The organism is Variovorax atrisoli (genome assembly GCF_014195185.1).
Lineage (GTDB): Bacteria > Pseudomonadota > Gammaproteobacteria > Burkholderiales > Burkholderiaceae_C > Variovorax > Variovorax atrisoli.
Window position 1 is genome coordinate 28,264 of record NZ_JACIBG010000003.1, and the last position, 20,476, is coordinate 48,739.

The following is a 20,476-nucleotide window of genomic DNA, read 5'->3' on the forward strand; positions in this document are numbered from 1 at the left end:
CCGCCATCCTGCCACGCCGGGCGCGCCTCCCGCGCCCCGCGACGACAATGGCCCGATGCGCGCATTGCTCGGCACCTTCTCCTGGCAGGAACTCCGCCACCATCCCTGGCGCAACGCGGCGGCCGTGCTGGCCGTGATGCTCGGCGTTGCGCTGGCCTTCTCGGTACAGCTGATCAACGCCTCGGCGCTCGACGAGTTCTCGAGCGCGGTGCGCTCGGTCAACGGCGAGCCCGACCTCGAGGTGCGCGCCGTGCAGGGCGGCTTCGACGAGGCCGTGTTCGCACGGCTCGCCCGGCATCCGCAGGTGGTGCTGGCGAGTCCGGTGGTCGAGGTGCAGGGCCTGGCACTGGCAGGCGACAGCCAGGTGCCGATCCGCGTGATCGGCATCGACGCGCTGACGCTGCCGACCATCGCACCCGCGCTGATGCCGCAGGCTGCGGCGGGCGCCGACCGCTTCGCGCTCTTCGCCCCCGACCAGGTGTTCCTCAACCTCGCGGCGCGCGATGCGCTGGGAATGCCCGCGCAGTCGGCACCCGGCGCGGGCAAGTCCGAGACGGTGCAGCTGCGCGGCGGCGACGCCTGGCACAGCCTCGCGGTGGCAGGCCATGTGGCGGCCGGCGGCAAGGCGCTCGCGGTGTTGGACATCGCGGCGGCGCAGGAACTCTTCGGCCGCATCGGCCAGCTGAGCCGCATCGACCTGCGGCTCGCACCCGGCACCGACCGGGCGGCCTTCATCGCCTCGCTGCAGAAGTCGCCAGACTGGCCGGCGGGCGTGCAGTTCGCCGAGCCCGGCGACGCGGCGCAGCGCGTGAGCAACCTGTCGCGTGCCTACCGCGTGAACCTGACGGTGCTGGCGCTGGTGGCGCTCTTCACGGGCGCCTTCCTGGTGTTCTCGGTGCTGGCGCTCAGCGTGGCCAAGCGGGCGCAGCAGTTCGCGCTGCTCGGCGTGCTCGGTCTCACGCCGCGCGAGCGGCTGCGGCTGGTGCTGGCCGAATCGCTGGTGCTGGGCCTCATCGGCAGCGCGGCCGGCCTCGCGCTGGGCACGGCGCTGGCAGCCTTCGCGCTGCGCGTGCTGGGCGGCGACCTGGGCGGCGGCTACTTCGAGGGCGTGGCGCCCACGCTGCACTGGAGCGCGGGCGCCGCCCTGCTCTACGGCGGTCTCGGCGTGGTGGCCGCGCTGGTCGGGGGCTGGTGGCCTGCTCGCGCGGCTCAGTCGCTGCCGGAGGCACAGACGCTCAAGGGCCTGGGCGCCGCGCCCACGCAGGGCAATGGCCACTGGCTGGCGCTGGGCCTGATCGCGCTGGGCGCGGTGCTGGCGAACCTGCCGGCCATCGGCGGCATTCCGGTGGCGGCTTACCTCTCGGTCGCCTGCCTTCTGGTGGGCGGCATCACCGCCCTGCCCTGGCTGATCGCGCTGCTTTACGACCGCGTGGCGCCGCTGTTCTCGCAGCGCGTGCTGCCGATGCTGGCGGTGGAGCGCGCCCGGCGCATGCGCGGCACGGCGGCGGTGGCTGTCAGCGGCGTGGTCGCCAGCCTGAGCCTCGCCGTGGCACTGACGGTGATGGTCGCGAGCTTCCGCGACTCGGTGACGCAATGGCTCGGCGTGGTGCTGCCCGCCGATCTGTACGTGCGCGCCACCTCGGGCGGACGCGGCGGCAACAGCGGCGGCGGCAGCAGCACCGACACCGCCACCTTTGCGCCGGCCTTCGTGCAGTCGCTCGCCCAGCTGCCCGGCGTAGCGCGCACCGGCACGCTGCGTACGCAGCCGCTGCAGCTCGATGCGGCGCGGCCGGCGGTCGCACTCATCGCGCGCAGCCTCGAAGGCGGGGCGGCGCAATCGCTGCCGCTGGTGGGCAGCGCGCTGACGGTGCCCGAGGGGCAGGTCGGCGTCTACGTGAGCGAGCCGATGGTGGAGCTCTACGGCGCGAAGCCGGGCACGGTGTTCGCGCCGCTGTCGGCCGCCATGGGCAAGGCTGGGGCATCGTTCTTCGTGGCCGGCGTGTGGCGGGACTACGCGCGGCAGTTCGGCGCCATCGCCATGGACGCGCGCGACTTCGAGCGCCTCACCGGCGAACGCAACGTGAGCGACGTGGCGCTGTGGCTCGCGCCGGGCGCATCGGAAGGCGCCGTGCAGGCGGCGGTGCGCGAGCTGGCCGCGCGGCAAGAGGGCCAGGGCGCACAGGGCAAATCCTCCGAAGGCTCGGTGGAGATCGCCTCCGTGGGGCAGATCCGCGCGACCTCGCTGCGCATCTTCGACCGCAGCTTCGCCGTCACCTACTGGTTGCAGGCAGTGGCCATCGCCATCGGCCTGTTCGGCATCGCGGCGAGCTTCAGCGCGCAGGTGCTGGCGCGGCGCAAGGAGTTCGGCCTGCTCGCCCACCTCGGCTTCACCCGCCGGCAGGTGCTGGCGGTGGTCGCCGGCGAAGGCGCGGCGTGGACGGCCATCGGCGCAGTCGCCGGGCTGGGCCTGGGGCTGGCCGTGTCGGTGGTGCTCGTGAAAGTGGTGAACCCGCAGAGCTTCCACTGGAGCATGGACCTGCTGGTGCCGTGGGAGCGCCTGCTGGCGCTGTGCGCTGCGGTGGTGGCGGCAGGCACCGTGACTGCCTGGATGGCGGGTCGCGCCGCCGCCGGCAAGGACGTGGTGCTGGCGGTCAAGGAAGACTGGTAGGCCGACGCCGGTATTCGCACGAGGCCCGACTCCTGGACTGGAACCCATGCAGCAACCACCCTTCTCCTTTTCCCTTTCGCGCCGAAGCCTGCTGCTCGCCGCGCTCGCGTCGGGCCCGCTGGCCGCGTGGGCGCTGCCCGAGCGCCGCCTGGAGTTCCCGCGCGACTTCGGCAGCCACCCCGACCTGCACACCGAGTGGTGGTACATCACCGGCCATGCGAAGACGTCCGCCGGACGCGAGTTCGGCTACCAGGTCACCTTCTTCCGCTCGCGCGTCGAGGCCACGCAGGGCATGCGCTCGGCCTTCGCAGCGAAGCACCTGGTGTTCGCGCATGCGGCCGTCACCGATCTCGAAGGCCGCACATTGCTGCATGACCAGCGCATCGCGCGCGCGGGCTTCGGCGTGGCGGAGGCCTCGGCGAACGACACCGACGTGCGCATCCGCGACTGGTCGCTCGTACGCGAGAACGGCATCTACGTCGCACGCATTCCGGCGGGCGAGTTCGCGCTCGAGCTGCGCTTCACGCCCACGCAGCCGGTGCTGCTGCAAGGCAATGCCGGGCTCTCGCGCAAGGGCCCGGAAGAATCGCAGGCCAGCTACTACTACAGCGAGCCGCAGCTCAAGGCCCAGGGCAGGCTGACGCTCAAGGGCCAGCCCTTCGATGTAGCCGGCATCGCGTGGCTGGACCACGAATGGAGCGAGGCGCTGATGCACCCCGAGGCGGTGGGCTGGGACTGGATCGGAATGAACCTCGACGACGGCAGCGCCCTCACTGCCTTCCACCTGCGGCGCAGCGACGGCAGCGCGCTGTGGGGCGGCGGCTCTTTCCGGCCCCGCGATGGCGCGGCGCGGATCTTCAGGCACGACGAGGTCCGCTTCGAGAGCCTCGGTACATGGGTCAGCCCCCGCACGCAGGCGAAGTACCCGACACGATGGCGCGTACAGACGCCCGCCGGCAGCTTCGAGGTGCGCGCCCTGCTCGACGACCAGGAACTCGACAGCCGCGGCTCCACGGACGGCGTCTACTGGGAGGGCGTGAGCGACCTGCTCGATGCGCAGGGCCGGCGGGTCGGGCGTGGCTACCTCGAGATGACCGGCTACGCCGCGCCGCTGAAGCTGTAACTGTTGTCGCCATCCGCGGTGGCTGACAACCGAACGCCTCCTACATGCGTTGGGAAAATTTCCCATAAATAATCACCCGACGCAGAGGAGCCCCCATGAAAACCCGAATCGCACTGCTGGCCGCGGCCGGCGCGCTGTCCATCTTCGCGAGCCCCCTGGCCGCCAACGCACAAGTCTCGGTCAACATCAACGTCCCCGGACTGGTGATGACCGCCCCGCCCCCGCCACGCTACGAGCCGCTGCCCCCGCCTCGCGGCGGCTTCGTCTGGGTGCCGGGCCGCTGGATGTGGGATGGCCGCGCCTACGCATGGCGTCCGGGCGGCTGGCAGCCCGAGCGCGTGGGCTATGTGTATGCCCCCGGCCGCTGGATCGAGGACCGCGGCGGCTGGCGCTGGACCGAAGGCGACTGGCGCCGTCGCGAGGCGTACCGTGAAGCGCGACGCGAACGCGAGTGGGAAGAAGACCGCCGCCATGACCGCTACGAGCGCGAACACCGGCACGGCCATGATCGCGACCGTGGCGAGTATTTCTGCCCGCCCGGGCAGGCCAAGAAGGGCAACTGCTGAGGCGCCGAATCGCAGCAGTGCCGCAAACGAAAAGGGAGCCGGACAGGCTCCCTTTTTTGTTCGTCGTCCGCTTCCTGCTTCCTACTTCGTCCGCCGCCGGTCGATGAACGCGATGATCTCGCCCATGATCCCCTTGCGGAAGGCCAGCACGCAGATCACGAAGATCAGGCCCGTGACCATCGTCACCGACTCGCCCAGCGTGTTGAACCACTCCACCGAGGTGATGCGCGCGAGGAAGCTGCCGAGTTCGCCGATCTTGTTCTCCAGCAGCACCACCACCGCCGAGCCCACCAGCGGGCCCGAGATCGTGCCGAGGCCGCCCACCAGCGTCATCAGGATGACCTGGCCGGATGCCGTCCAGTGCACGTCCGACAGCGTGGCGAAGCCCAGCACCAGCGTCTTGAGCGAGCCGGCCAGGCCCGACAGCGCCGCCGAGATCACGAAGGCCAGCAGCTTGAAGCGGCTCACGTCGTAGCCCAGCGAGAGCGCGCGCGGCTCGTTCTCCTTGATGCCCTTGAGCACCTGCCCGAAGGGCGAATGGATGGTGCGCACGATCAGCAGGAAAGCCGCCACGACGATGACCAGCGCCACGTAGTACATCGTGAGGTCGTTCGACAGGTCGATCACGCCGAAGAGCTTGCCGCGCGGCACGCCCTGCAGGCCGTCCTCGCCGCCGGTGAACTTGGCCTGCAGCGCGACGAAGAACATCATCTGCGCGAGTGCCAGCGTGATCATCGCGAAGTAGATGCCCTGGCGGCGGATGGCCAGCACGCCGAAGATCCAGCCGAGGAAGGCGCCGGTGAGCGTGCCCGCGACCAGGCCCAGTTCGGGCGTGAGGCCCCAGACCTTGATGGCATGGCCCGCCACGTAGGCCGAGCCGCCGAGGAAGGCCGCATGCCCGAAGGACAGCAGCCCGGTGAAGCCCAGCAGCAGGTTGAAGGCGGCTGCGAAGAGCGCGAAGCACATCAGCTTCATCACGAACACCGGATAGGCGCCGAAGAACGGGGCCAGCACCAGTGCAAGCAGCAGCAGCGCGTAGACGACGGTGGAGATCTTTTTCGTGTTCATGCCGCTCGCCTTTTCACTTCTCTTTGCCGAACAGGCCGGCGGGGCGGATGAGCAGCACGATGACCATGATCACGAACACAACCGTCGAGGACGCCTCCGGATAGAAAACCTTGGTGAGCCCTTCGATCACGCCGAGCCCCAGGCCCGTGAGGATCGCGCCCATGATCGAGCCCATGCCGCCGATCACGACCACGGCGAACACCACGATGATGAGGTTCTGCCCCATCAGCGGCGACACCTGGATGACCGGTGCGGCCAGCACGCCGGCGAACGCGGCGAGCGCACAGCCGAAGGCGTAGGTCAGCGTGATCATCAGCGGCACGTTGACGCCGAAGGCCTCCACCAGGCGCGGGTTCTCGGTGCCGGCGCGCAGGTAGGCGCCGATGCGCGTCTTCTCGATCACGTACCAGGTGGCGAAGCACACCGCCAGCGATGCCACCACCACCCAAGCGCGGTAGTTGGGCAGCACCATGAAGCCGAGGTCGGTGGCGCTCGACAGCGCGTCGGGTGCGTCGTAGGGCAGGCCCGAGACGCCATAGACCGAGCGGAACACGCCCTCGATCAGCAGCGTGAGGCCGAGCGTGAGCAGCAGGCCGTAGAGATGGTCGAGCTTGTAGATCCAGCGCAGCAGCAGCCGCTCGATGAGCACGCCGAAGATGCCGATGACGATGGGCGCCGCGATCAGCATCACCCAGTAGTTGACGCCGAAATACTCCATGGCCATCCACGTCAGGACGGCGCCGAGCATGAACAGCGCGCCGTGCGCGAAGTTGATGACGTTGAGAAGGCCGAAGATCACCGCCAGCCCGAGGCTCAGGATGGCGTAGAAGGAGCCGTTGACCAGCCCGAGGAGGAGCTGGCTCAACAGGGCGGGAAGGGAAATGTTCATAGAAAGTTCAGGACACCACTGACCGTTTCTTCTTTATCGCGGGGGCCGCCGCGCACGGCCGCCCGAAGCGGCCGGCCCGCCCCCCGTTGGAAATGGGGGTTGGCGAAGCGACACGCGGTGCGCGCAGCCTGGGGGTTACTTCCACAAGGCGCACTTGCTCTCGGCCTTGGTGGTGAAGACTTCCTCGCCCTTCAGCTTCTGGACCACCTTGTAGTAGTCCCAGGGCTGCTTCGACTCGGCCGGCGACTTCACCTGCACCAGGTACATGTCGTGCACGAAACGGCCGTCCTCTCGCACGAAGCCCTTGGCGTAGAAGTCGTCGATCGGGGTCTTCTTGATCTGCGCCATCACCGTGTCGGCGTCGGTGGTCTTGGCCGCCTGCACCGCCTTCAGGTAGGTCATGGTGGCCGAGTAGTCGGCGGCCTGGATGTCGGTGGGCATGCGCTTGGTCTTCTCGAAGAAGCGCTTGCCGAAGGCGCGCGTCTTGTCATCGAGGTTCCAGTCCCAGCTGGTGGTGAGCAGCAGGCCCTCGGTGTTCTTCAGGCCCAGGCTGTGCACGTCGGTCACGAACACCAGCAGGCCGACCATCTTCATGCTCTTGGTGATGCCGAACTCGCGCGCCGCCTTGATCGCGTTCTGCGTGTCGCCGCCCGCATTCGCGAGCGCCAGCACCTGTGCCTTGGAGTTCTGCGCCTGCAGCAGGAACGAGGAGAAGTCCGACGTGTTGAGCGGATGCTTCACGCTGCCGAGCACCGTGCCGCCCTTCTCCTTCACGACCTTGGTCGCGTCGGCTTCCAGCGCCTGGCCGAAGGCATAGTCGGCCGTCAGGAAGTACCAGCTCTTGTCGCCTCGCGCGATGACGGCACTGCCCGTGCCCTTGGCCAGCGCCACGGTGTCGTAGGCGTAGTGCACGGTGTAGGGGCTGCACTGCTCATTGGTGAGCGCCGAACTGCCCGCGCCGTTCACGATGAACACGCGCTTCTTCTCCTGCGCCACCTTGGCCATGGCCAGGCCGGTACCCGAGCTGGTGCCGCCGAACAGCATCGTCAGGCCCTGCGTGTCGATCCACTCGCGCGCCTTGGAGGCGGCGATGTCGGCCTTGTTCTGGTGGTCGGCCTGCAGCAGCTCGATGGGCATGCCGTTGACCTTGCCGCCGAAGTCGTCGATGGCCATCTGGATCGCCAGCGCGCCGTTCTTGCCCTCCACGTCCGCGTAGAGGCTCGACATGTCGGTGATGAAGCCGATCTTGACCTTGTCCTGGGCCTGTGCGGCGCCTGTAGCCAACGCGATGGCAAGCGAGATGGCCGAGAACACAACTGTCTTTTTCATGATCATCAGACTCCAGTGAGGAAACGGAAAGTCGTGGGGGCCGCCGCGCACGGCCGCCCGAAGCGGCCGGCCCGCCCCCGGCAGGGGGAAGGCGCGAGCGACACGAAGTGCGCGCAGCCTGGGGCGAGCATCACTTCCAGAGTGCGCACTTCGTCTCGGCCTTGGTCGTGAAGACCTGGTCGCCCGGCAGCGTCTTCAGCACCTTCAGGTAGTCCCAGGGCTTCTTCGACTCGGCGGGCGACTTCACCTCGACCAGGTACATGTCGTGGATGAAGCTGCCGTCGGCGCGGATCTGGCCCTTGCCGTAGAAGTCGTCGATCTTCATGCTCTTGAGCTGCGCCATCACCTTGTCGGAGTCGGTGGTCTTGGCGGCGGCCACGGCCTTGAGGTAGGTCATGGTGGCGGAGTAGTCGGCGGCCTGCACGTCGGTGGGCATGCGCTTGGTCTTCTCGAAGAAGCGGTTGGCGAACTTGCGCGACTCGTCGTTCAGGTCCCAGTACCAGCTGGTGGTGTGCAGCAGGCCTTCGGTGTTCTTCAGGCCCAGGCTGTGGATGTCGCTCAGGAAGACCAGCAGGCCCGCGGTCTTCATCGTCTTGTTGATGCCGAACTCCTTGGCGGCCTTGATCGAGTTGATGGTGTCGCCGCCCGCGTTGGCCAGGCCGAGGATCTGCGCCTTGGAGTTCTGCGCCTGCAGCAGGAACGAGGAGAAGTCCGAAGCGTTCAGCGGATGGCGCACCGCCCCCACCACCGTGCCGCCCTTCTCCTTCACCACCTTGGTGGTGTCGGCTTCGAGCGCGTGGCCGAAAGCGTAGTCGGCGGTCAGGAAGAACCAGCTCTTGCCGCCGCGGTCGACCACCGCCGCGCCGGTGCCCTTGGCCAGCGCCACGGTGTCGTAGGCGTAGTGCACGGTGTAGGGGCTGCACTGCTCGTTGGTGAGCACCGAGCTGCCCGCGCCGTTGTTGAAGTACACGCGCTTCTTCTCCTCGGCCACCTTCGCGGTGGCCAGCGCCACGCCCGAGTTGGTGCCGCCGAAGACCATGGTCACGCCCGCGGTGTCGATCCATTCACGCGCCTTGGAAGCGGCGATGTCGGCCTTGTTCTGGTGGTCGGCGGTCAGCAGCTCGATGGGCTGGCCCAGCGCCTTGCCGCCGAAGTCGTCGATGGCCATCTGGATGGCGGTGGCGCCGCCCTTGCCTTCGAGGTCGGCGTACAGGCTCGACAGGTCGGTGACGAAGCCGATCTTCACTTTTTCCTGCGCCTGCGCGGCGCCCGCGCTCATGGCGAGGATGCCGACGGCGGTTGCGATGAGGCCGAGTTTCTTGATCATGGCGTTTGTCTCCTGGAGGAATCTTTGTGGGACGGAAGAAAGGTCTTGTGGACGGGTTCGGCGGTGTCGTGTTCTGTCTCTCAGACGCCCAGCAGCTCTGTGAGAACGGGCATCTTGGCTTCGAGTTCGGCCGCGCCGAACTTCTCGACGATGCGGCCGTGCTCCATCACGTAGAAGCGGTCGGCCAGCGGCGCTGCGAAGCGGAAGTTCTGCTCCACCATCACGATGGTGTAGCCCTTGGCGCGCAGCGTGGTGATCATGCGGGCCAGCGCCTGCACGATGACCGGCGCGAGGCCTTCTGAAATCTCGTCGAGCAGCAGCAGCCTGGCGCCGGTGCGCAGGATGCGCGCCACGGCCAGCATCTGCTGCTCGCCGCCCGACAGGCGCGTGCCCTGGCTGTGGCGGCGCTCGGCCAGGTTGGGGAACATGGCATAGATCTCTTCGACCGACATGCCCTTGCCCGCGCCCTTCAGCTCGGGCGGCAGCATCAGGTTCTCCTCGCACGAGAGGCTCGCGAAGATGCCGCGCTCCTCCGGGCAGTAGCCCACGCCGAGGTGCGCGATGCGGTGCGTGGGCAGGCCGATGGTCTCGCGGCCGTTGATCTCGATGCTGCCCTTGCGTGCGCCCGTCAGGCCCATGATCGCGCGCAGCGTGGTGGTGCGGCCCGCGCCATTGCGGCCCAGCAGCGTGACGACCTCGCCCGGCTGCACGACCATGTCGACGCCGTGCAGCACGTGCGATTCGCCGTACCAGGCTTGCAGGCCTTTGATTTCGAGTGCGGCCGTCATCTCAATGAGCCCCTTGCAGCTGGCCTTCGGTGGTGCCCATGTAGGCCTCCATCACCTGCGGGTTCTTCGAGACCACGGCGTACGGCCCCTCGGCAAGCACCGCGCCGCGCTGCAGCACGGTGATGGTGTCGGCGATGGTCGAGACCACGCTCATGTTGTGCTCCACCATGAGGATGGTGCGGCCGGCCGACACGCGCTTGATGAGATCGGCCACGCGGTGCACGTCTTCATGGCCCATGCCCTGCGTGGGCTCGTCGAGCAGCATCAGCTCGGGCTCCATGGCCAGCGTGGTCGCGATCTCGAGCGCGCGCTTGCGGCCGTAGGGCAGGTTCACCGTCTGTTCGTCCGCAAGTTCCTCCAGGCCGACTTCTGCCAGCAGCTCGCGGGCCCTGGCATCCAGCGGCTTGAGCGACTTCTCGCTCTTCCAGAAGTGGTACGAGGTGCCCAGGCGGCGCTGCAGGCCGAGGCGCACGTTCTCCAGCAGCGTGAGGTGCGGGAACACGGCCGAAATCTGGAACGAGCGGATGATGCCGCGGCGCGCGATCTGCGCGGGGCGCTCGCGCGTGATGTCCTGGCCGTTGAAGAGGATCGTGCCGGTGGTGGGCTCGAGGAACTTCGTCAGCAGGTTGAAGCAGGTCGTCTTGCCCGCGCCATTCGGGCCGATGAGCGCGTGGATCGAGCCGCGCACCACCGACAGGTCGACCTTGCTGACCGCTGTGAACCCCTTGAATTCCTTGGTGAGCTGGCGTGTTTCGAGAATGACGTCGCTCATCTCGCGAGGTCGCCCGTGTGCGTGGAAAGAATGTGCGTCATGCGGTCCATCTCAATGCGCCACCATCGAGCGCCGACCGATTGTTCGTGGGTGCCTCGGGCTTGGATACTGGGGCAAATGCCTATGCTGCAGTGCACCCATTCCAGAGGGCCGCCGGCCCCTGCTGCACGACTGTCGTCTCGACGACAAAGGCGGCACGCGAGCCGGCGAAGACGCTGCGCATCGACCACTCGCGGCGCTGGCCTCGATTGGGCATGATCGCGCCCATGGCACCAACGACATCGCCGCACATGCCCGACTTCCGCTCACCCGACTTCCTGGCCGACCACATCCGGCACACGCTGGCCTTCTACGAGGGCCGCAACATCGACCCCAGCGGCGGCTTCTTCCATTTCTTCAAGGACGACGGCACGGTGTACGACCGCCGCACCCGCCACCTGGTGAGCAGCACGCGCTTCGTGTTCAACCATGCGATGGCGTACCGGCGCTTCGGCAAGCCCGCCGACCTCGCTGCCGCACGGCATGGGCTGGCCTTCATCGAGCGTGCCCACAGGCAGCAGGATGGCGGCTATGCATGGCAGATCGACTGGCATGAACAGCGCGCCACGGTGCAGGACGGCACCAACCGCTGCTACGGCCTGGACTTCGTGCTGCTCGCGCACGCGCATGCGCTCATGGCCGGCATCGAGGAAGCGCACGCCGGGCTGGAGAACGCCTGGCGGTTGATGGAGGCGCATTTCTGGGAACCGCGGCACCAGCTCTATGCCGACGAGGCCACCACGGACTGGCGCGTGGGCAGCTATCGCGGGCAGAACGCCAACATGCACGCCTGCGAGGCGCTGATGGCGGCCTTCGAGGCCACGCAGGAGTCACGCTACATCGAGCGTGCGCTCGCAGTGGCCGAATCGGTGACGGGCCGGCTCGCGTCGCTGGCCGAAGGTCTGGTATGGGAGCACTACCGCGAGGACTGGTCGGTCGACTGGGACTACAACCGCGGCAACAAGACCGACATCTTCAAGCCCTGGGGCTTCCAGACCGGCCACCTGACCGAGTGGGCCAAGCTGCTGCTGCAGCTCGACGGCCATCTCGCCACCCAGGACCGCAAGGCCGAATGGCCGCTGCCGCGCGCGCGCCACTTCTTCGACACCGCCATGCAACGCGGCTGGGACGCCGACAACGGCGGGCTGGTCTACGGCTTCGGCCCCGACGGCAAGGTGTGCGACGGCGACAAGTACTTCTGGGTGCAGGCCGAGAGCTTCGCCGCCGCCGCCCTGCTCGCGCTGCGCACCGGCGAGCCGGGCTACTGGGACTGGTACGACAGCATCTGGGCCTACAGCTGGGAGCACTTCGTCGACCACGCGCACGGCGCCTGGTATCGCATCCTCACGCCGACGAACGAAAAGATCAGCGACGAGAAGAGCCCAGCCGGCAAGACCGACTACCACACGATGGGCGCCTGCTACGACGTGCTGCGCGCCCTTGGCGTCTGAAGGGCACCTGCCCTTTTTCGCGGAACACCGCGGAACCGGCTCTGCCGGTCCGCAGGTGTCGCCCCCGGCGAGGGGGTCGGCGAAGCGACACGAAGTGCGCCAAGCCTGGGGGGAGACTAGTGCGCGCCCGCAGCGGCGTCGCCGCCGGCTCCGCCCTTCTGCGGCTTTGCCAGCCACACCAGCGGGATCAGCAGCAGGAACAGGACCGCCGACGCATAGAAGATGTCGTTGGTCGCCAGCATGTACGACTGCTGGTCGACGATGCGGTTGATCTGCCCCAGCACCTGGTCGGTGCTGAAGCCGTTGGCGTTGAGCCCGGCCATCGCGCTCGCCGCGGCGTTGTTGCCCTGGTTGACCGTCTCGGCCAACTGGGCGTGGTGCAGCGTCGCGCGGTTGTCCCACAGCGTGGTCGTGATCGAGGTACCCATGGCGCCCGCGGTGATCCGCAGGAAGTTCGACAGCCCCGATGCCGCCGGGATGCGGTCGGGCGTGAGGCCCGACAGCGTGATCGTCACCAGCGGGATGAAGAAGAACGCCATCGCGATGCCCTGGATGATCGTCGGGATGATGATCGTCACGAAGTCGGCCTGCGTATTGAAGTTCGAGCGCATCCACAGCACCAGCGCGAACACCAGGAACGAGAAGGTCGCATAGCGGCGCGGGTCGATCTTGGCCACCGTGAGGCCCACCACCGGCGAGAAGAAGATCGCCAGCAGCCCCACGGGCGCCATGATCATCCCCGCCTGCGTGGCGGTGTAGCCCATCCACTGCTGCAGCCACAGCGGCAGCAGCACCACGTTGCCGAAGAAGAGGCCGTAGGCCACCGCCGTCGCGACCGCGCCCGACCAGAAGTTGCGGCGCTTGAAGAGCGACAGGTCGACCACCGGGTGCTTGTCGGTCAGCTCCCAGACCAGGAAGAAGGCGAAGCCGACCACGGACACCACGGCCAGCGTGACGATCTGCGCGGAGTGGAACCAGTCGAGCTCCTTGCCCTTGTCGAGCATGAGCTGCAGCGAGCCCACCCACAGCACCAGCAGCGCGAGGCCGATGGCGTCGATCGGCACCTTGTGCGTGGCGCTCTCTCGCTTGTGGTACAGCGCCCAGGTGATGGCCGCCGCGACGATGCCCACCGGGATGTTGATGTAGAAGATCCACGGCCACGAGATGTTGTCGGTGATCCAGCCGCCCAGCAGCGGCCCCATCACCGGCGCGACCAGCGTGGTCATCGACCACATGGCCATCGCGAGGCCCGCCTTGGCGCGCGGATAGCTCGACAGCAGCAGCGCCTGCGACAGCGGGATCATCGGCCCCGCGACGAAGCCCTGCAGCGCGCGGAAAGCGATGAGCGTCGTCATGTTCGGCGCCAGGCCGCACAGCAGCGAGCTGATCATGAAGAGGATCACGCTGGCCATGAACAGGCGCACCTGTCCGAAGCGCTGCGTCATGAAGCCGGTGAGCGGCACCGCGATGGCGTTGGCCACCGCGAAGCTGGTGATGACCCAGGTGCCCTGCGTGGTGCTCACGCCCAGGTCGCCCGAGATGGCAGGCAGCGACACGTTCGCGATCGACGAGTCGAGCACGTTCATGAAGGTTGCCGCAGAAAGCGCGACCGTGCCCCAGACGCGGGCTGCGCCCTCGAGCGGCGGATGCGCAACGTATGCAGGAGCAGCGGTGGCCATGGGGCGGGCTGTTTACCTGGACGGAATGAAAGTCCGGACGAACGCTCGCGCGATCAGCCCGGCTGGCCCTGCACGGCCACGGAAGTGTTCGCGGCGGGCGCCTTGGCGGGAGCCGAAGCTGCCGTCGGCGCACCGCCCTTGCCGCCGATGTTGGCGGCGACGATGCGCTCCACCTCGGCGTCGGCGCCGCGGTCGAGCTGGCTGTAGACCGCGGTCTGCGCCAGCGCGGTGGCGCGCGGGGCGTCGGCGAGCATCTTGCCGCCCTTCTGCGAGATGTCGACCTCGGCGTCCATCGACAGGCCGATGCGCAGCGGGTTGGCCTTGAGCTGCTCGGGGTCGAGCGCGATGCGCACCGGCACGCGCTGAACAACCTTGATCCAGTTGCCGGTGGCGTTCTGCGCGGGCAGCAGCGCGAACGCGCTGCCGGTGCCCACGCCTAGGCCGGCGACCTTGCCGGTGTATTCGACCTTCTTGCCGTACACGTCGGCGGTGAGCTTCACCGGCTGGTCGATGCGGATGTTGCGCAGCTGAACTTCCTTGAAGTTGGCGTCGACCCACAGCTGGTTGAGCGGCACGATCGACATCATCGGCGTGCCGGCGGCCACGCGCTGGCCGAGCTGCACGGTGCGCTTGGCGACATAGCCGTCGACCGGCGCGGGCATGGCCACGCGCTGCGTGGCGAGGTAGGCCTCGCGCACCTTGGCGGCTGCGGCCAGCACGCTCGGGTGCTGGGCCACGCTGGTGCCTTCGGTCAGCGACTGGTTGCTGGCCAGCGCCTCCTTGGCGGCCACCACGCCGGCCTGCGCCGCGGCGAGCTGGCTCTTGGCCGTCTCGAGCTGCGTCTCGGCGTGGTTGAGCTCTTCCTTCGACACGGCGCCGTTGCCCGACAGCGCGCGGCGACGCTGCAGGTCGTCCTGCGCCTTGGCAATGTCGCTCTGCGCCTTGACGATGTCGGCCTGGCGCAGCGTGACCTGCGCGGCCAGCGAGCCGTTGTTGGCGTACAGCGTGCGCACCTGGCGCACCGCCTGCGCGAGCGCGGCCTCGGCCTGCTCGAGCGCGACCTTGGCATCGGCCGGGTCGAGCTGCACCAGCGGCTGGCCGGCCTTCACGAAGTCGGTGTCGTCGGCGTTGATGGCCATCACGGTGCCGCCGATCTGCGGCGTGATCTGGATGACGTTGCCCGAGACGTAGGCGTTGTCGGTGTCCTCGTAGTGGCTGGCCACCAGCCATTCGTACAGGCCCCAGCCGCCGCCGGCGACGATCACCACCGCGGCGAGCGCGGTGAGCGCGCGGCGGCGCTTGCCGTTGCCGGCGGTCGCCTCGGGGGCTGCGGGAGCTGCGGCTGCAGCGGGCGTCGGAGTGTTGTTGTCGCTCATGATGAAGTTCTTTCCGAAGACGAAGGGGTCGGGCCGGGCTGGATCTGCGCTGTGCCTGTCAGTTCAGCGGGGCCGAGGGAGCCGATGCGGTGGCGGTGGCCGGCGGCTGCCAGCCGCCGCCGAGTGCGCGCGCCAGGCCTACCTGGGTGTCGAGCGCGCGGGCGGCGAGGTCGACCGCCAGGCGGCGCTGGGCCAGCACGGCGGTCTCGGCCGTCAGCACGTTGAGGTAGTTGCCGAGGCCCGCGCGATAGCGCTGCACGGCGATGTCGTAGGCGCCTTCGGCGGCCGTCTGCGCTGCGCGCTGCTCGGCCTGCTGGCGTGCGATCGACTGGGCGCTCGTGACCTGGTCGGCCGCGTCGCGCACCGCGTCGATGACCGTGGCGTTGTAGCTCTCGACGGCGGCATCGAGGTCGGCCGACTTGCCGCGCAGGTTGGCGCGCAGCCTGCCGCCTTCGAAGATCGGCAGGCTAATGGCCGGGCCCACGCCCCACTGCTCGCTGCCCGACTTCAGCAGCTTGCCGAAGCCCAGGCTCTGGAAGCCGACGAAGGCCGTGAGGTTCACGTTGGGATAGAAGAGGGTCTTGGCATTCGCCACGTCGCTGGTGGCTGCTTCGACGCGCCAGCGCGCGGCGGCGATGTCGGCGCGGCGGCCGAGCAGGTCGGCCGGGATGTTCGCCTGCAGGGACATCGGCTGCACGCCAGCCAGCACCGGCGGCTTGAGCGAGGCGGTGACGTTGGGCTGGCCCACCAGCGCGTCGAGCGCGTGCTGCTGCAACGCGATCTGCTCGTTGAGCGCTTCGATCTGCTGGCGTGCCTCGGGCAGGCCGCCTTCGCTCTGGCGCAGTTCGAGGCGGGTGTCCAGGCCGGCGGACACGCGGTCGCGCACCAGCTTCAGGGTTTCGTCACGCTGCTCCAGCGTGCGCTTCGCGACGGTGAGCTGGTCGTTCAGGCGAGCCCACTGGAAGTAGCTGCGCGCCACGTTGCTCGCGAGCAGCACGCGGGCGGCGTCGGCATCGGCGGCTGCGGCGTTGGCGGCGCCGATGGCGGTGTCGAGCGCAGTGCGGTTCTTGCCGAAGAAGTCGAGCTCCCAGCTCGCGCCCAGCTGCAGCAGGCCGATGTTCTGGGTGGAGCCGCCCAGCGGCGCCGGGTAGATGTAGTTGCTGTTGAACTTCTGGCGGTTCAGGTCGAGATCGGCCTTGACCTGCGGCTTGAGCGCGGCGCCGGCGATGTCGGCAGAAGCCTGCGCGCGAGCGAGGCGGGCCTGCGCGACCTGCAGGTTGGGGTTGCCGGCCACGGCCTGGTCGATGAGCGAGTTGAGCTGCGAATCGCCGAAGGCCAGCCACCACTGGCTGTCGAGGCGGGATGCCGGCACGGCGGCGCTATCGGGCGCGATGCCCAGCGACGTGGCGTCGCGCAGCTTTGCCTGCGAGCCGATGCCGGCCATGTCGGCGCAACCGGCAAGTGCGACCACCAGCAGCGCGGCGGCCACGACGGGAGTGCGACGCATGGCGCGCACGGCGAGGGAGTCAGTCATTTTTATCTCCACGGGCCGCGAGGGCCTGGGCGTTGTCGAGGATGCGGCGCAGATAGCCCTTGAGCTGCTCCCATTCCTCGGTGGTGAAACCTGCAAGGTGCTCGTTCTGCACCCTGCTGAGCACGTGCGGCACTTCCTTGGCGGCCGCGCGGCCTTCGTCGGTGAGCTCGATGTTGACCACGCGCCGGTCTTCGAGCGAGCGCACCCGGCGGCACAGGCCCTTGGCCTCGAGGCGGTCGAGCAGGCGCGTCATGGCGCCGGTGTCGAGCTCGCAGGCGCGGGCCAGTTCGGCCACCGTGGTGGCCGCGCCGACGTGAAGCTTGTAGAGAGGCACCCACTGCGGATAGGTGGGGCTGCCCGGTTCGCACATGCGGGTTTCGACCGACTGGCCGACCGCCGTGACGATGCGGCGCATGAGGTAGCCGATGCTCTCCTCCGCGCGATAGGTTTCGGGACTGTAGAAGGCGACGGGCGCACGACGCTCCTCGCCGGGGGAAGCCGGCGGCTTTTGAGGGGTGTTGGCATCGCTCATGGGCCAAATATTAGTTGCCTCGGCAATTATTGTCAAGGCTACCTTTGTAGAGGCAAGGGATCGGTAGAATCGGCTCATGGCTTCATCCCCACCGTCTTCCATGGCCAAGGGCTCGCCCCGATCGCTCTCGGGCCTGGGCCCTTTTCTTCGCCCGTACCGCGTGCAAATCGTGCTGGCTGGCGTCTTCCTGGTGATGGCGGCGGTCACGACGCTGGCTTTTCCTATCGCCTTGCGCAGCCTGATTGATAACGGCTTGATCAGCGCCGACAAGGGCGCCCAGACCATGGCGCTGCGCGAGCACTTCGGCGCCCTCTTCGCCGTGGCCGTGGCGCTCGGTGTCTTCTCCGCGGCGCGCTTCTATACGGTGAGCTGGCTGGGCGAGCGCGTGACGGCCGACATCCGCAACGCCGTCTACGGCCACGTGCTCAAGCAGAGCCCCGCCTTCTTCGAGACCACGCAGACCGGCGAGGTGCTCTCGCGCCTGACGGCCGACACCATCCTGGTACAGACGGTCGTCGGCTCGTCGCTCAGCATGGGCCTGCGCAACGCCGTGATGGGCGCGGGCGCCCTGGCGGTGCTGATCTGGACCAACCCTTATGTGATGGTGCAGGTGCTGGGCATCCTCGTGCTGGTGGTGCTGCCGAGCATGGTGTTCGGCCGCCGCGTGCGCAAGCTCTCCCGCGCCAGCCAGGACCGCGTGGCCGATTCGAGCGCCATCGCCGCCGAGGTGCTGAATGCCATTCCGGTGGTGCAGAGCTACACGGCCGAAGGCCGCGAGGCCGCGCGTTTCAGCGGCTCGACCGAGAACGCCTTCCGCACCGCCGTGCGCCGTACCCGCGCCCGCTCGGTGCTCGTGGCCTTCATCATCATCGCGACCTCCGCGGCGCTTCTCTGGGGTCTCTACCAGGGCACGCAGGCGGTGCTGCGCGGCGACATCACCGCCGGCCACCTGGGCCAGACCGTCGTCTACGTCGCCATCCTCGCCAGCGCGACCGCCGTGCTCGGCGAGGTGTACGGCGACCTGCTGCGCGCGGCCGGCGCCACCGAGCGCTTGATGGAACTGCTGCACGCGCCTGCGGCCATCGTGTCCCCCGCCGACCCGGTGGTCGCACCGGTGCCGGTGGCGGGCAGCGCGATCAAGTTCGACGCGGTGACCTTCCACTACCCTTCCCGCCCCGGCACGCCGGCCTTGCGCGACTTCAGCCTCGAAGTCGCGCCCGGCGAGACCGTCGCGCTGGTGGGGTCGAGCGGTGCCGGCAAGAGCACCGTGTTCCAGCTGCTGCTGCGCTACTACGACCCGCAGACCGGCAGGGTGCTGCTCGACGGCGCACCGCTGGCCTCGCTGGCCCTGCCGGAGCTGCGCACCCGCATCGGCCTCGTGCCGCAGGACGCGGTGATCTTCTCGGCCAGCGCGTTCGAGAACATCCGCTACGGCAACCCCGAGGCGACGGCCGAGGAAGTGCAGGCAGCCGCCCGCGCCGCCTTCGCCCACGACTTCCTGCAGGCGCTGCCGGAGGGATACGACACCTTCCTCGGCGAGCGAGGCGTGCGGCTTTCGGGCGGACAGCGACAGCGCATCGCGATCGCGCGCGCGATCCTGAAGAACCCTCCGCTTCTGCTGCTTGACGAAGCCACGAGCGCGCTCGACGCGGAAAGCGAGCGCATGGTGCAGGCCGCACTGGAGTCGGCGATGGAGAACCGGACCACCCTGGTGATCGCCCACCGCCTGGCCACCGTCCAGAAGGCCGACCGCATCGTGGTGCTGGACCACGGCGGGATCGTCGAACAGGGAACGCACGCGGCGCTGGTCGCGCAGGGCGGCGTTTACGCGCGGCTGGCCGCGCTTCAGTTCACGGCCTGAGCAGGACCGCGATGCCGGCACCGGCTGATCGCCGGCTGCCCGTTTACTGCAGGGTCTCTTTCAGCGCAGCCGGAATCGGCAGCGCCATCACCGGAATGCCTTCATCGAGCAGCGCCTCGGCCTGCTCGGGCGTGGCATGTCCTCGGATGCCGCGCTCGGCGGCCTCGCCGTAGTGCATCTTGCGGGCCTCGTCCGCGAAGCGCTCGCCGACGTCCTCGGTCTTTGCCAGCACCTCGCGCACCGCACGCATCCAGCGGGCCTCGGGCGAGAGTTCGGCGGACGCATTGCTGGCAGCGGCAGGCGCGGCGGTCACGGATGTGGATGTGGCCGCCTCTTTCGGCGCCTTGGCATTGCCCAGGTTGAGACGGGGAGCGCTCAGCAGCTTGACGATGGCGGTGTCGCCGCAGACCGGGCATTCGACCAGGCCGGAGGCCAGCTGGGTCTCGAAATCCTCGCTGGAGGCGAACCAGCCCTCGAAGCCGTGGCCATGGGTGCAGCGGAGATCGAGAACCTTCATGGCGCGGATTATCCCGCGCCGCCCTGCGCGGGTGCGGCCTGCCAGTCCAGTGCCCATGCGCCCGAAAGGACGTTCTGCAGCCACAGCGTGCAGGTCAGCGTCTTGGCGTCGGTGACCTTGCCTTCGCGGCACCAGCCGACCAGCTCGTCGGGCGTGGCGGTGAACACGTCGAGGAACTCGCCGTGGTCGAGCTGCCGCTCGCCGAGCGAGAGCCCGCGCGCGAAATAGATGTGGATGATCTCGGTCGAGTAAGCCACCGCCAGGTGCATCGCGCCTGCGTAGGCCCATTCGCGCGCGGTGTAGCCGGTTTCCTCGATCAGCTCGCGTCGGCCGCAGTCGAAGGGGTCCTCGCCCGCATCGAGCTTGCCCGCCGGAAACTCGATCATCACGTGGCCGACCGGGTACCGGAACTGCCGCTCGAGCACGACACGGCCGTCGTCGAGCAGCGGAATCACCACCACCGCGCCTGGATGCAGCACGTACTCGCGCGTGGCGCTGTGGCCGTCGGGCAGGCGGATGGTGTCGCGCCGGGCCTTGAGGAACTTGCCCTCGAACAGCTCCTCGCGACTCAGGAGCTCTTCCTTCAGGTGCGAATCAACGGTGTCGGCGGGTTTGGTGGTCATGTCGTCCTTGCCAGTCTCGATGCCAGTGTCAGTGCCTGTGCTTCATCAGGTAGCGCCAGGTGAAGCCCGGAAAAGCCAGCACGACGAACAGCGCGCCGGTCACCGCATAGAACTCCCAGCCCTGCGTGGCGATCTGCCCTGCCCTGCGCTCGAACAGAAGCCCGACGCCGCCGGCCAGAAAGTACAAGACCACCAGTTCGGCGAGGCGCACCGCGAGCGACTTGGGAGCAGTCGCGAGCGGCACGACGCCGAGCAGGCGGTCGTTGAAGAACGGCAGATTGGCGGCCAGGAGGGCCACCAGGAGAACGACCCAGACCGACGCGGTTTGCGACAC

18 protein-coding genes are annotated in these 20,476 nt (G+C 68.6%); 5 read left to right on the plus strand and 13 right to left on the minus strand.

The annotated features are described in order from the left end of the window. Nucleotides 1-55 precede the first annotated feature (55 nt). The 3 genes from FHY06_RS11265 (at nucleotide 56) to FHY06_RS11275 (ending at nucleotide 4,357) form a co-directional block, all read left to right on the plus strand. Nucleotides 56-2,668: an FtsX-like permease family protein gene (locus tag FHY06_RS11265; RefSeq protein ID WP_184605103.1), complete on the plus strand. Its 2,613-nt coding sequence runs from the start codon at nucleotides 56-58 to the stop codon at nucleotides 2,666-2,668. A 46-nt stretch (nucleotides 2,669-2,714) separates the two neighbouring features. Continuing rightward, the gene (locus tag FHY06_RS11270; protein WP_184605106.1) at nucleotides 2,715-3,791 is read left to right on the plus strand and encodes a lipocalin-like domain-containing protein; all 1,077 of its coding nucleotides are present in this window, start codon (nucleotides 2,715-2,717) and stop codon (nucleotides 3,789-3,791) included. A 95-nt stretch (nucleotides 3,792-3,886) separates the two neighbouring features. Continuing rightward, complete coding sequence (locus FHY06_RS11275; protein WP_019653364.1) at nucleotides 3,887-4,357, plus strand: YXWGXW repeat-containing protein; 471 nt, start codon at nucleotides 3,887-3,889, stop codon at nucleotides 4,355-4,357. 81 nt (nucleotides 4,358-4,438) lie between these two features. On the opposite strand, the gene FHY06_RS11280 is transcribed toward FHY06_RS11275, so the two are convergent. The 6 genes from FHY06_RS11280 to FHY06_RS11305 form a co-directional block, all read right to left on the minus strand. Further along, nucleotides 4,439-5,425, minus strand: coding sequence for a branched-chain amino acid ABC transporter permease (locus FHY06_RS11280; protein ID WP_019653365.1), 987 nt, complete (start codon nucleotides 5,423-5,425; stop codon nucleotides 4,439-4,441). A 13-nt stretch (nucleotides 5,426-5,438) separates the two neighbouring features. Beyond that, nucleotides 5,439-6,314 carry a branched-chain amino acid ABC transporter permease gene (locus FHY06_RS11285; RefSeq protein ID WP_145761812.1) on the minus strand — a complete coding sequence of 292 codons (876 nt, stop codon included), beginning with the start codon at nucleotides 6,312-6,314 and terminating at the stop codon, nucleotides 5,439-5,441. Nucleotides 6,315-6,449: 135 nt separating this feature from the next. Then, on the minus strand, nucleotides 6,450-7,643 hold the full coding sequence (locus tag FHY06_RS11290; protein ID WP_026346258.1) for an ABC transporter substrate-binding protein: 1,194 nt from the start codon (nucleotides 7,641-7,643) through the stop codon (nucleotides 6,450-6,452). A gap of 130 nt (nucleotides 7,644-7,773) precedes the next feature. Beyond that, entirely contained in the window at nucleotides 7,774-8,970 is a 1,197-nt protein-coding gene (locus FHY06_RS11295; protein ID WP_126184479.1) for an ABC transporter substrate-binding protein, read from the minus strand. Between the two features lie 80 nt (nucleotides 8,971-9,050). After that, nucleotides 9,051-9,758: an ABC transporter ATP-binding protein gene (locus FHY06_RS11300; RefSeq protein ID WP_019653369.1), complete on the minus strand. Its 708-nt coding sequence runs from the start codon at nucleotides 9,756-9,758 to the stop codon at nucleotides 9,051-9,053. Nucleotide 9,759: 1 nt separating this feature from the next. Beyond that, entirely contained in the window at nucleotides 9,760-10,530 is a 771-nt protein-coding gene (locus FHY06_RS11305) for an ABC transporter ATP-binding protein (protein WP_019653370.1), read from the minus strand. 266 nt (nucleotides 10,531-10,796) lie between these two features. Here FHY06_RS11305 and FHY06_RS11310 point away from each other — a divergent pair, with 266 nt between their 5' ends. Continuing rightward, nucleotides 10,797-12,020, plus strand: a complete 1,224-nt coding sequence (locus FHY06_RS11310; RefSeq protein WP_260310251.1) for an AGE family epimerase/isomerase — start codon at nucleotides 10,797-10,799, stop codon at nucleotides 12,018-12,020. Nucleotides 12,021-12,136: 116 nt separating this feature from the next. Here the strand turns inward: FHY06_RS11310 and FHY06_RS11315 are convergent, their stop codons facing one another. From FHY06_RS11315 to FHY06_RS11330, 4 genes are read right to left on the minus strand one after another with little or no spacing between them, the layout of a single operon-like run. Beyond that, nucleotides 12,137-13,699 (minus strand): DHA2 family efflux MFS transporter permease subunit, encoded by a 1,563-nt coding sequence (locus FHY06_RS11315; RefSeq protein WP_019653372.1) that lies wholly within the window; start codon nucleotides 13,697-13,699, stop codon nucleotides 12,137-12,139. Between the two features lie 53 nt (nucleotides 13,700-13,752). Then, entirely contained in the window at nucleotides 13,753-15,075 is a 1,323-nt protein-coding gene (locus FHY06_RS11320; RefSeq protein WP_132750614.1) for an HlyD family secretion protein, read from the minus strand. Nucleotides 15,076-15,133: 58 nt separating this feature from the next. Then, on the minus strand, nucleotides 15,134-16,609 hold the full coding sequence (locus FHY06_RS11325) for an efflux transporter outer membrane subunit (RefSeq protein ID WP_184605109.1): 1,476 nt from the start codon (nucleotides 16,607-16,609) through the stop codon (nucleotides 15,134-15,136). Continuing rightward, the gene (locus FHY06_RS11330; protein ID WP_019653375.1) at nucleotides 16,602-17,141 is read right to left on the minus strand and encodes a MarR family winged helix-turn-helix transcriptional regulator; all 540 of its coding nucleotides are present in this window, start codon (nucleotides 17,139-17,141) and stop codon (nucleotides 16,602-16,604) included. The genes FHY06_RS11325 and FHY06_RS11330 overlap by 8 nt, the downstream gene beginning before the upstream one ends. Nucleotides 17,142-17,217: 76 nt before the next feature. Here FHY06_RS11330 and FHY06_RS11335 point away from each other — a divergent pair, with 76 nt between their 5' ends. Further along, on the plus strand, nucleotides 17,218-19,002 hold the full coding sequence (locus FHY06_RS11335; protein ID WP_184605111.1) for an ABC transporter transmembrane domain-containing protein: 1,785 nt from the start codon (nucleotides 17,218-17,220) through the stop codon (nucleotides 19,000-19,002). Nucleotides 19,003-19,045: 43 nt separating this feature from the next. On the opposite strand, the gene FHY06_RS11340 is transcribed toward FHY06_RS11335, so the two are convergent. From FHY06_RS11340 to FHY06_RS11350, 3 genes are read right to left on the minus strand one after another with little or no spacing between them, the layout of a single operon-like run. After that, nucleotides 19,046-19,519 carry a DUF1178 family protein gene (locus FHY06_RS11340; RefSeq protein WP_184605113.1) on the minus strand — a complete coding sequence of 158 codons (474 nt, stop codon included), beginning with the start codon at nucleotides 19,517-19,519 and terminating at the stop codon, nucleotides 19,046-19,048. 8 nt (nucleotides 19,520-19,527) lie between these two features. Next, nucleotides 19,528-20,142, minus strand: a complete 615-nt coding sequence (locus FHY06_RS11345) for an NUDIX domain-containing protein (protein WP_126184486.1) — start codon at nucleotides 20,140-20,142, stop codon at nucleotides 19,528-19,530. 28 nt (nucleotides 20,143-20,170) lie between these two features. Then, nucleotides 20,171-20,476 (minus strand): DUF2818 family protein, encoded by a 306-nt coding sequence (locus tag FHY06_RS11350; RefSeq protein ID WP_019653379.1) that lies wholly within the window; start codon nucleotides 20,474-20,476, stop codon nucleotides 20,171-20,173.

Coding starts and splice junctions, on each gene's coding strand:
- FHY06_RS11315 (WP_019653372.1), bottom strand. CDS start 13,699: ATGGCCACCGCTGCTCCTGCATACGTTGCGCATCCGCCGCTCGAGGGC.
- FHY06_RS11280 (WP_019653365.1), bottom strand. CDS start 5,425: ATGAACACGAAAAAGATCTCCACCGTCGTCTACGCGCTGCTGCTGCTT.
- FHY06_RS11320 (WP_132750614.1), bottom strand. CDS start 15,075: ATGAGCGACAACAACACTCCGACGCCCGCTGCAGCCGCAGCTCCCGCA.
- FHY06_RS11325 (WP_184605109.1), bottom strand. CDS start 16,609: ATGACTGACTCCCTCGCCGTGCGCGCCATGCGTCGCACTCCCGTCGTG.
- FHY06_RS11295 (WP_126184479.1), bottom strand. CDS start 8,970: ATGATCAAGAAACTCGGCCTCATCGCAACCGCCGTCGGCATCCTCGCC.
- FHY06_RS11290 (WP_026346258.1), bottom strand. CDS start 7,643: ATGAAAAAGACAGTTGTGTTCTCGGCCATCTCGCTTGCCATCGCGTTG.
- FHY06_RS11300 (WP_019653369.1), bottom strand. CDS start 9,758: ATGACGGCCGCACTCGAAATCAAAGGCCTGCAAGCCTGGTACGGCGAA.
- FHY06_RS11345 (WP_126184486.1), bottom strand. CDS start 20,142: ATGACCACCAAACCCGCCGACACCGTTGATTCGCACCTGAAGGAAGAG.
- FHY06_RS11285 (WP_145761812.1), bottom strand. CDS start 6,314: ATGAACATTTCCCTTCCCGCCCTGTTGAGCCAGCTCCTCCTCGGGCTG.
- FHY06_RS11340 (WP_184605113.1), bottom strand. CDS start 19,519: ATGAAGGTTCTCGATCTCCGCTGCACCCATGGCCACGGCTTCGAGGGC.
- FHY06_RS11305 (WP_019653370.1), bottom strand. CDS start 10,530: ATGAGCGACGTCATTCTCGAAACACGCCAGCTCACCAAGGAATTCAAG.
- FHY06_RS11310 (WP_260310251.1), top strand. CDS start 10,797: ATGGCACCAACGACATCGCCGCACATGCCCGACTTCCGCTCACCCGAC.
- FHY06_RS11335 (WP_184605111.1), top strand. CDS start 17,218: ATGGCTTCATCCCCACCGTCTTCCATGGCCAAGGGCTCGCCCCGATCG.
- FHY06_RS11265 (WP_184605103.1), top strand. CDS start 56: ATGCGCGCATTGCTCGGCACCTTCTCCTGGCAGGAACTCCGCCACCAT.
- FHY06_RS11275 (WP_019653364.1), top strand. CDS start 3,887: ATGAAAACCCGAATCGCACTGCTGGCCGCGGCCGGCGCGCTGTCCATC.
- FHY06_RS11270 (WP_184605106.1), top strand. CDS start 2,715: ATGCAGCAACCACCCTTCTCCTTTTCCCTTTCGCGCCGAAGCCTGCTG.
- FHY06_RS11330 (WP_019653375.1), bottom strand. CDS start 17,141: ATGAGCGATGCCAACACCCCTCAAAAGCCGCCGGCTTCCCCCGGCGAG.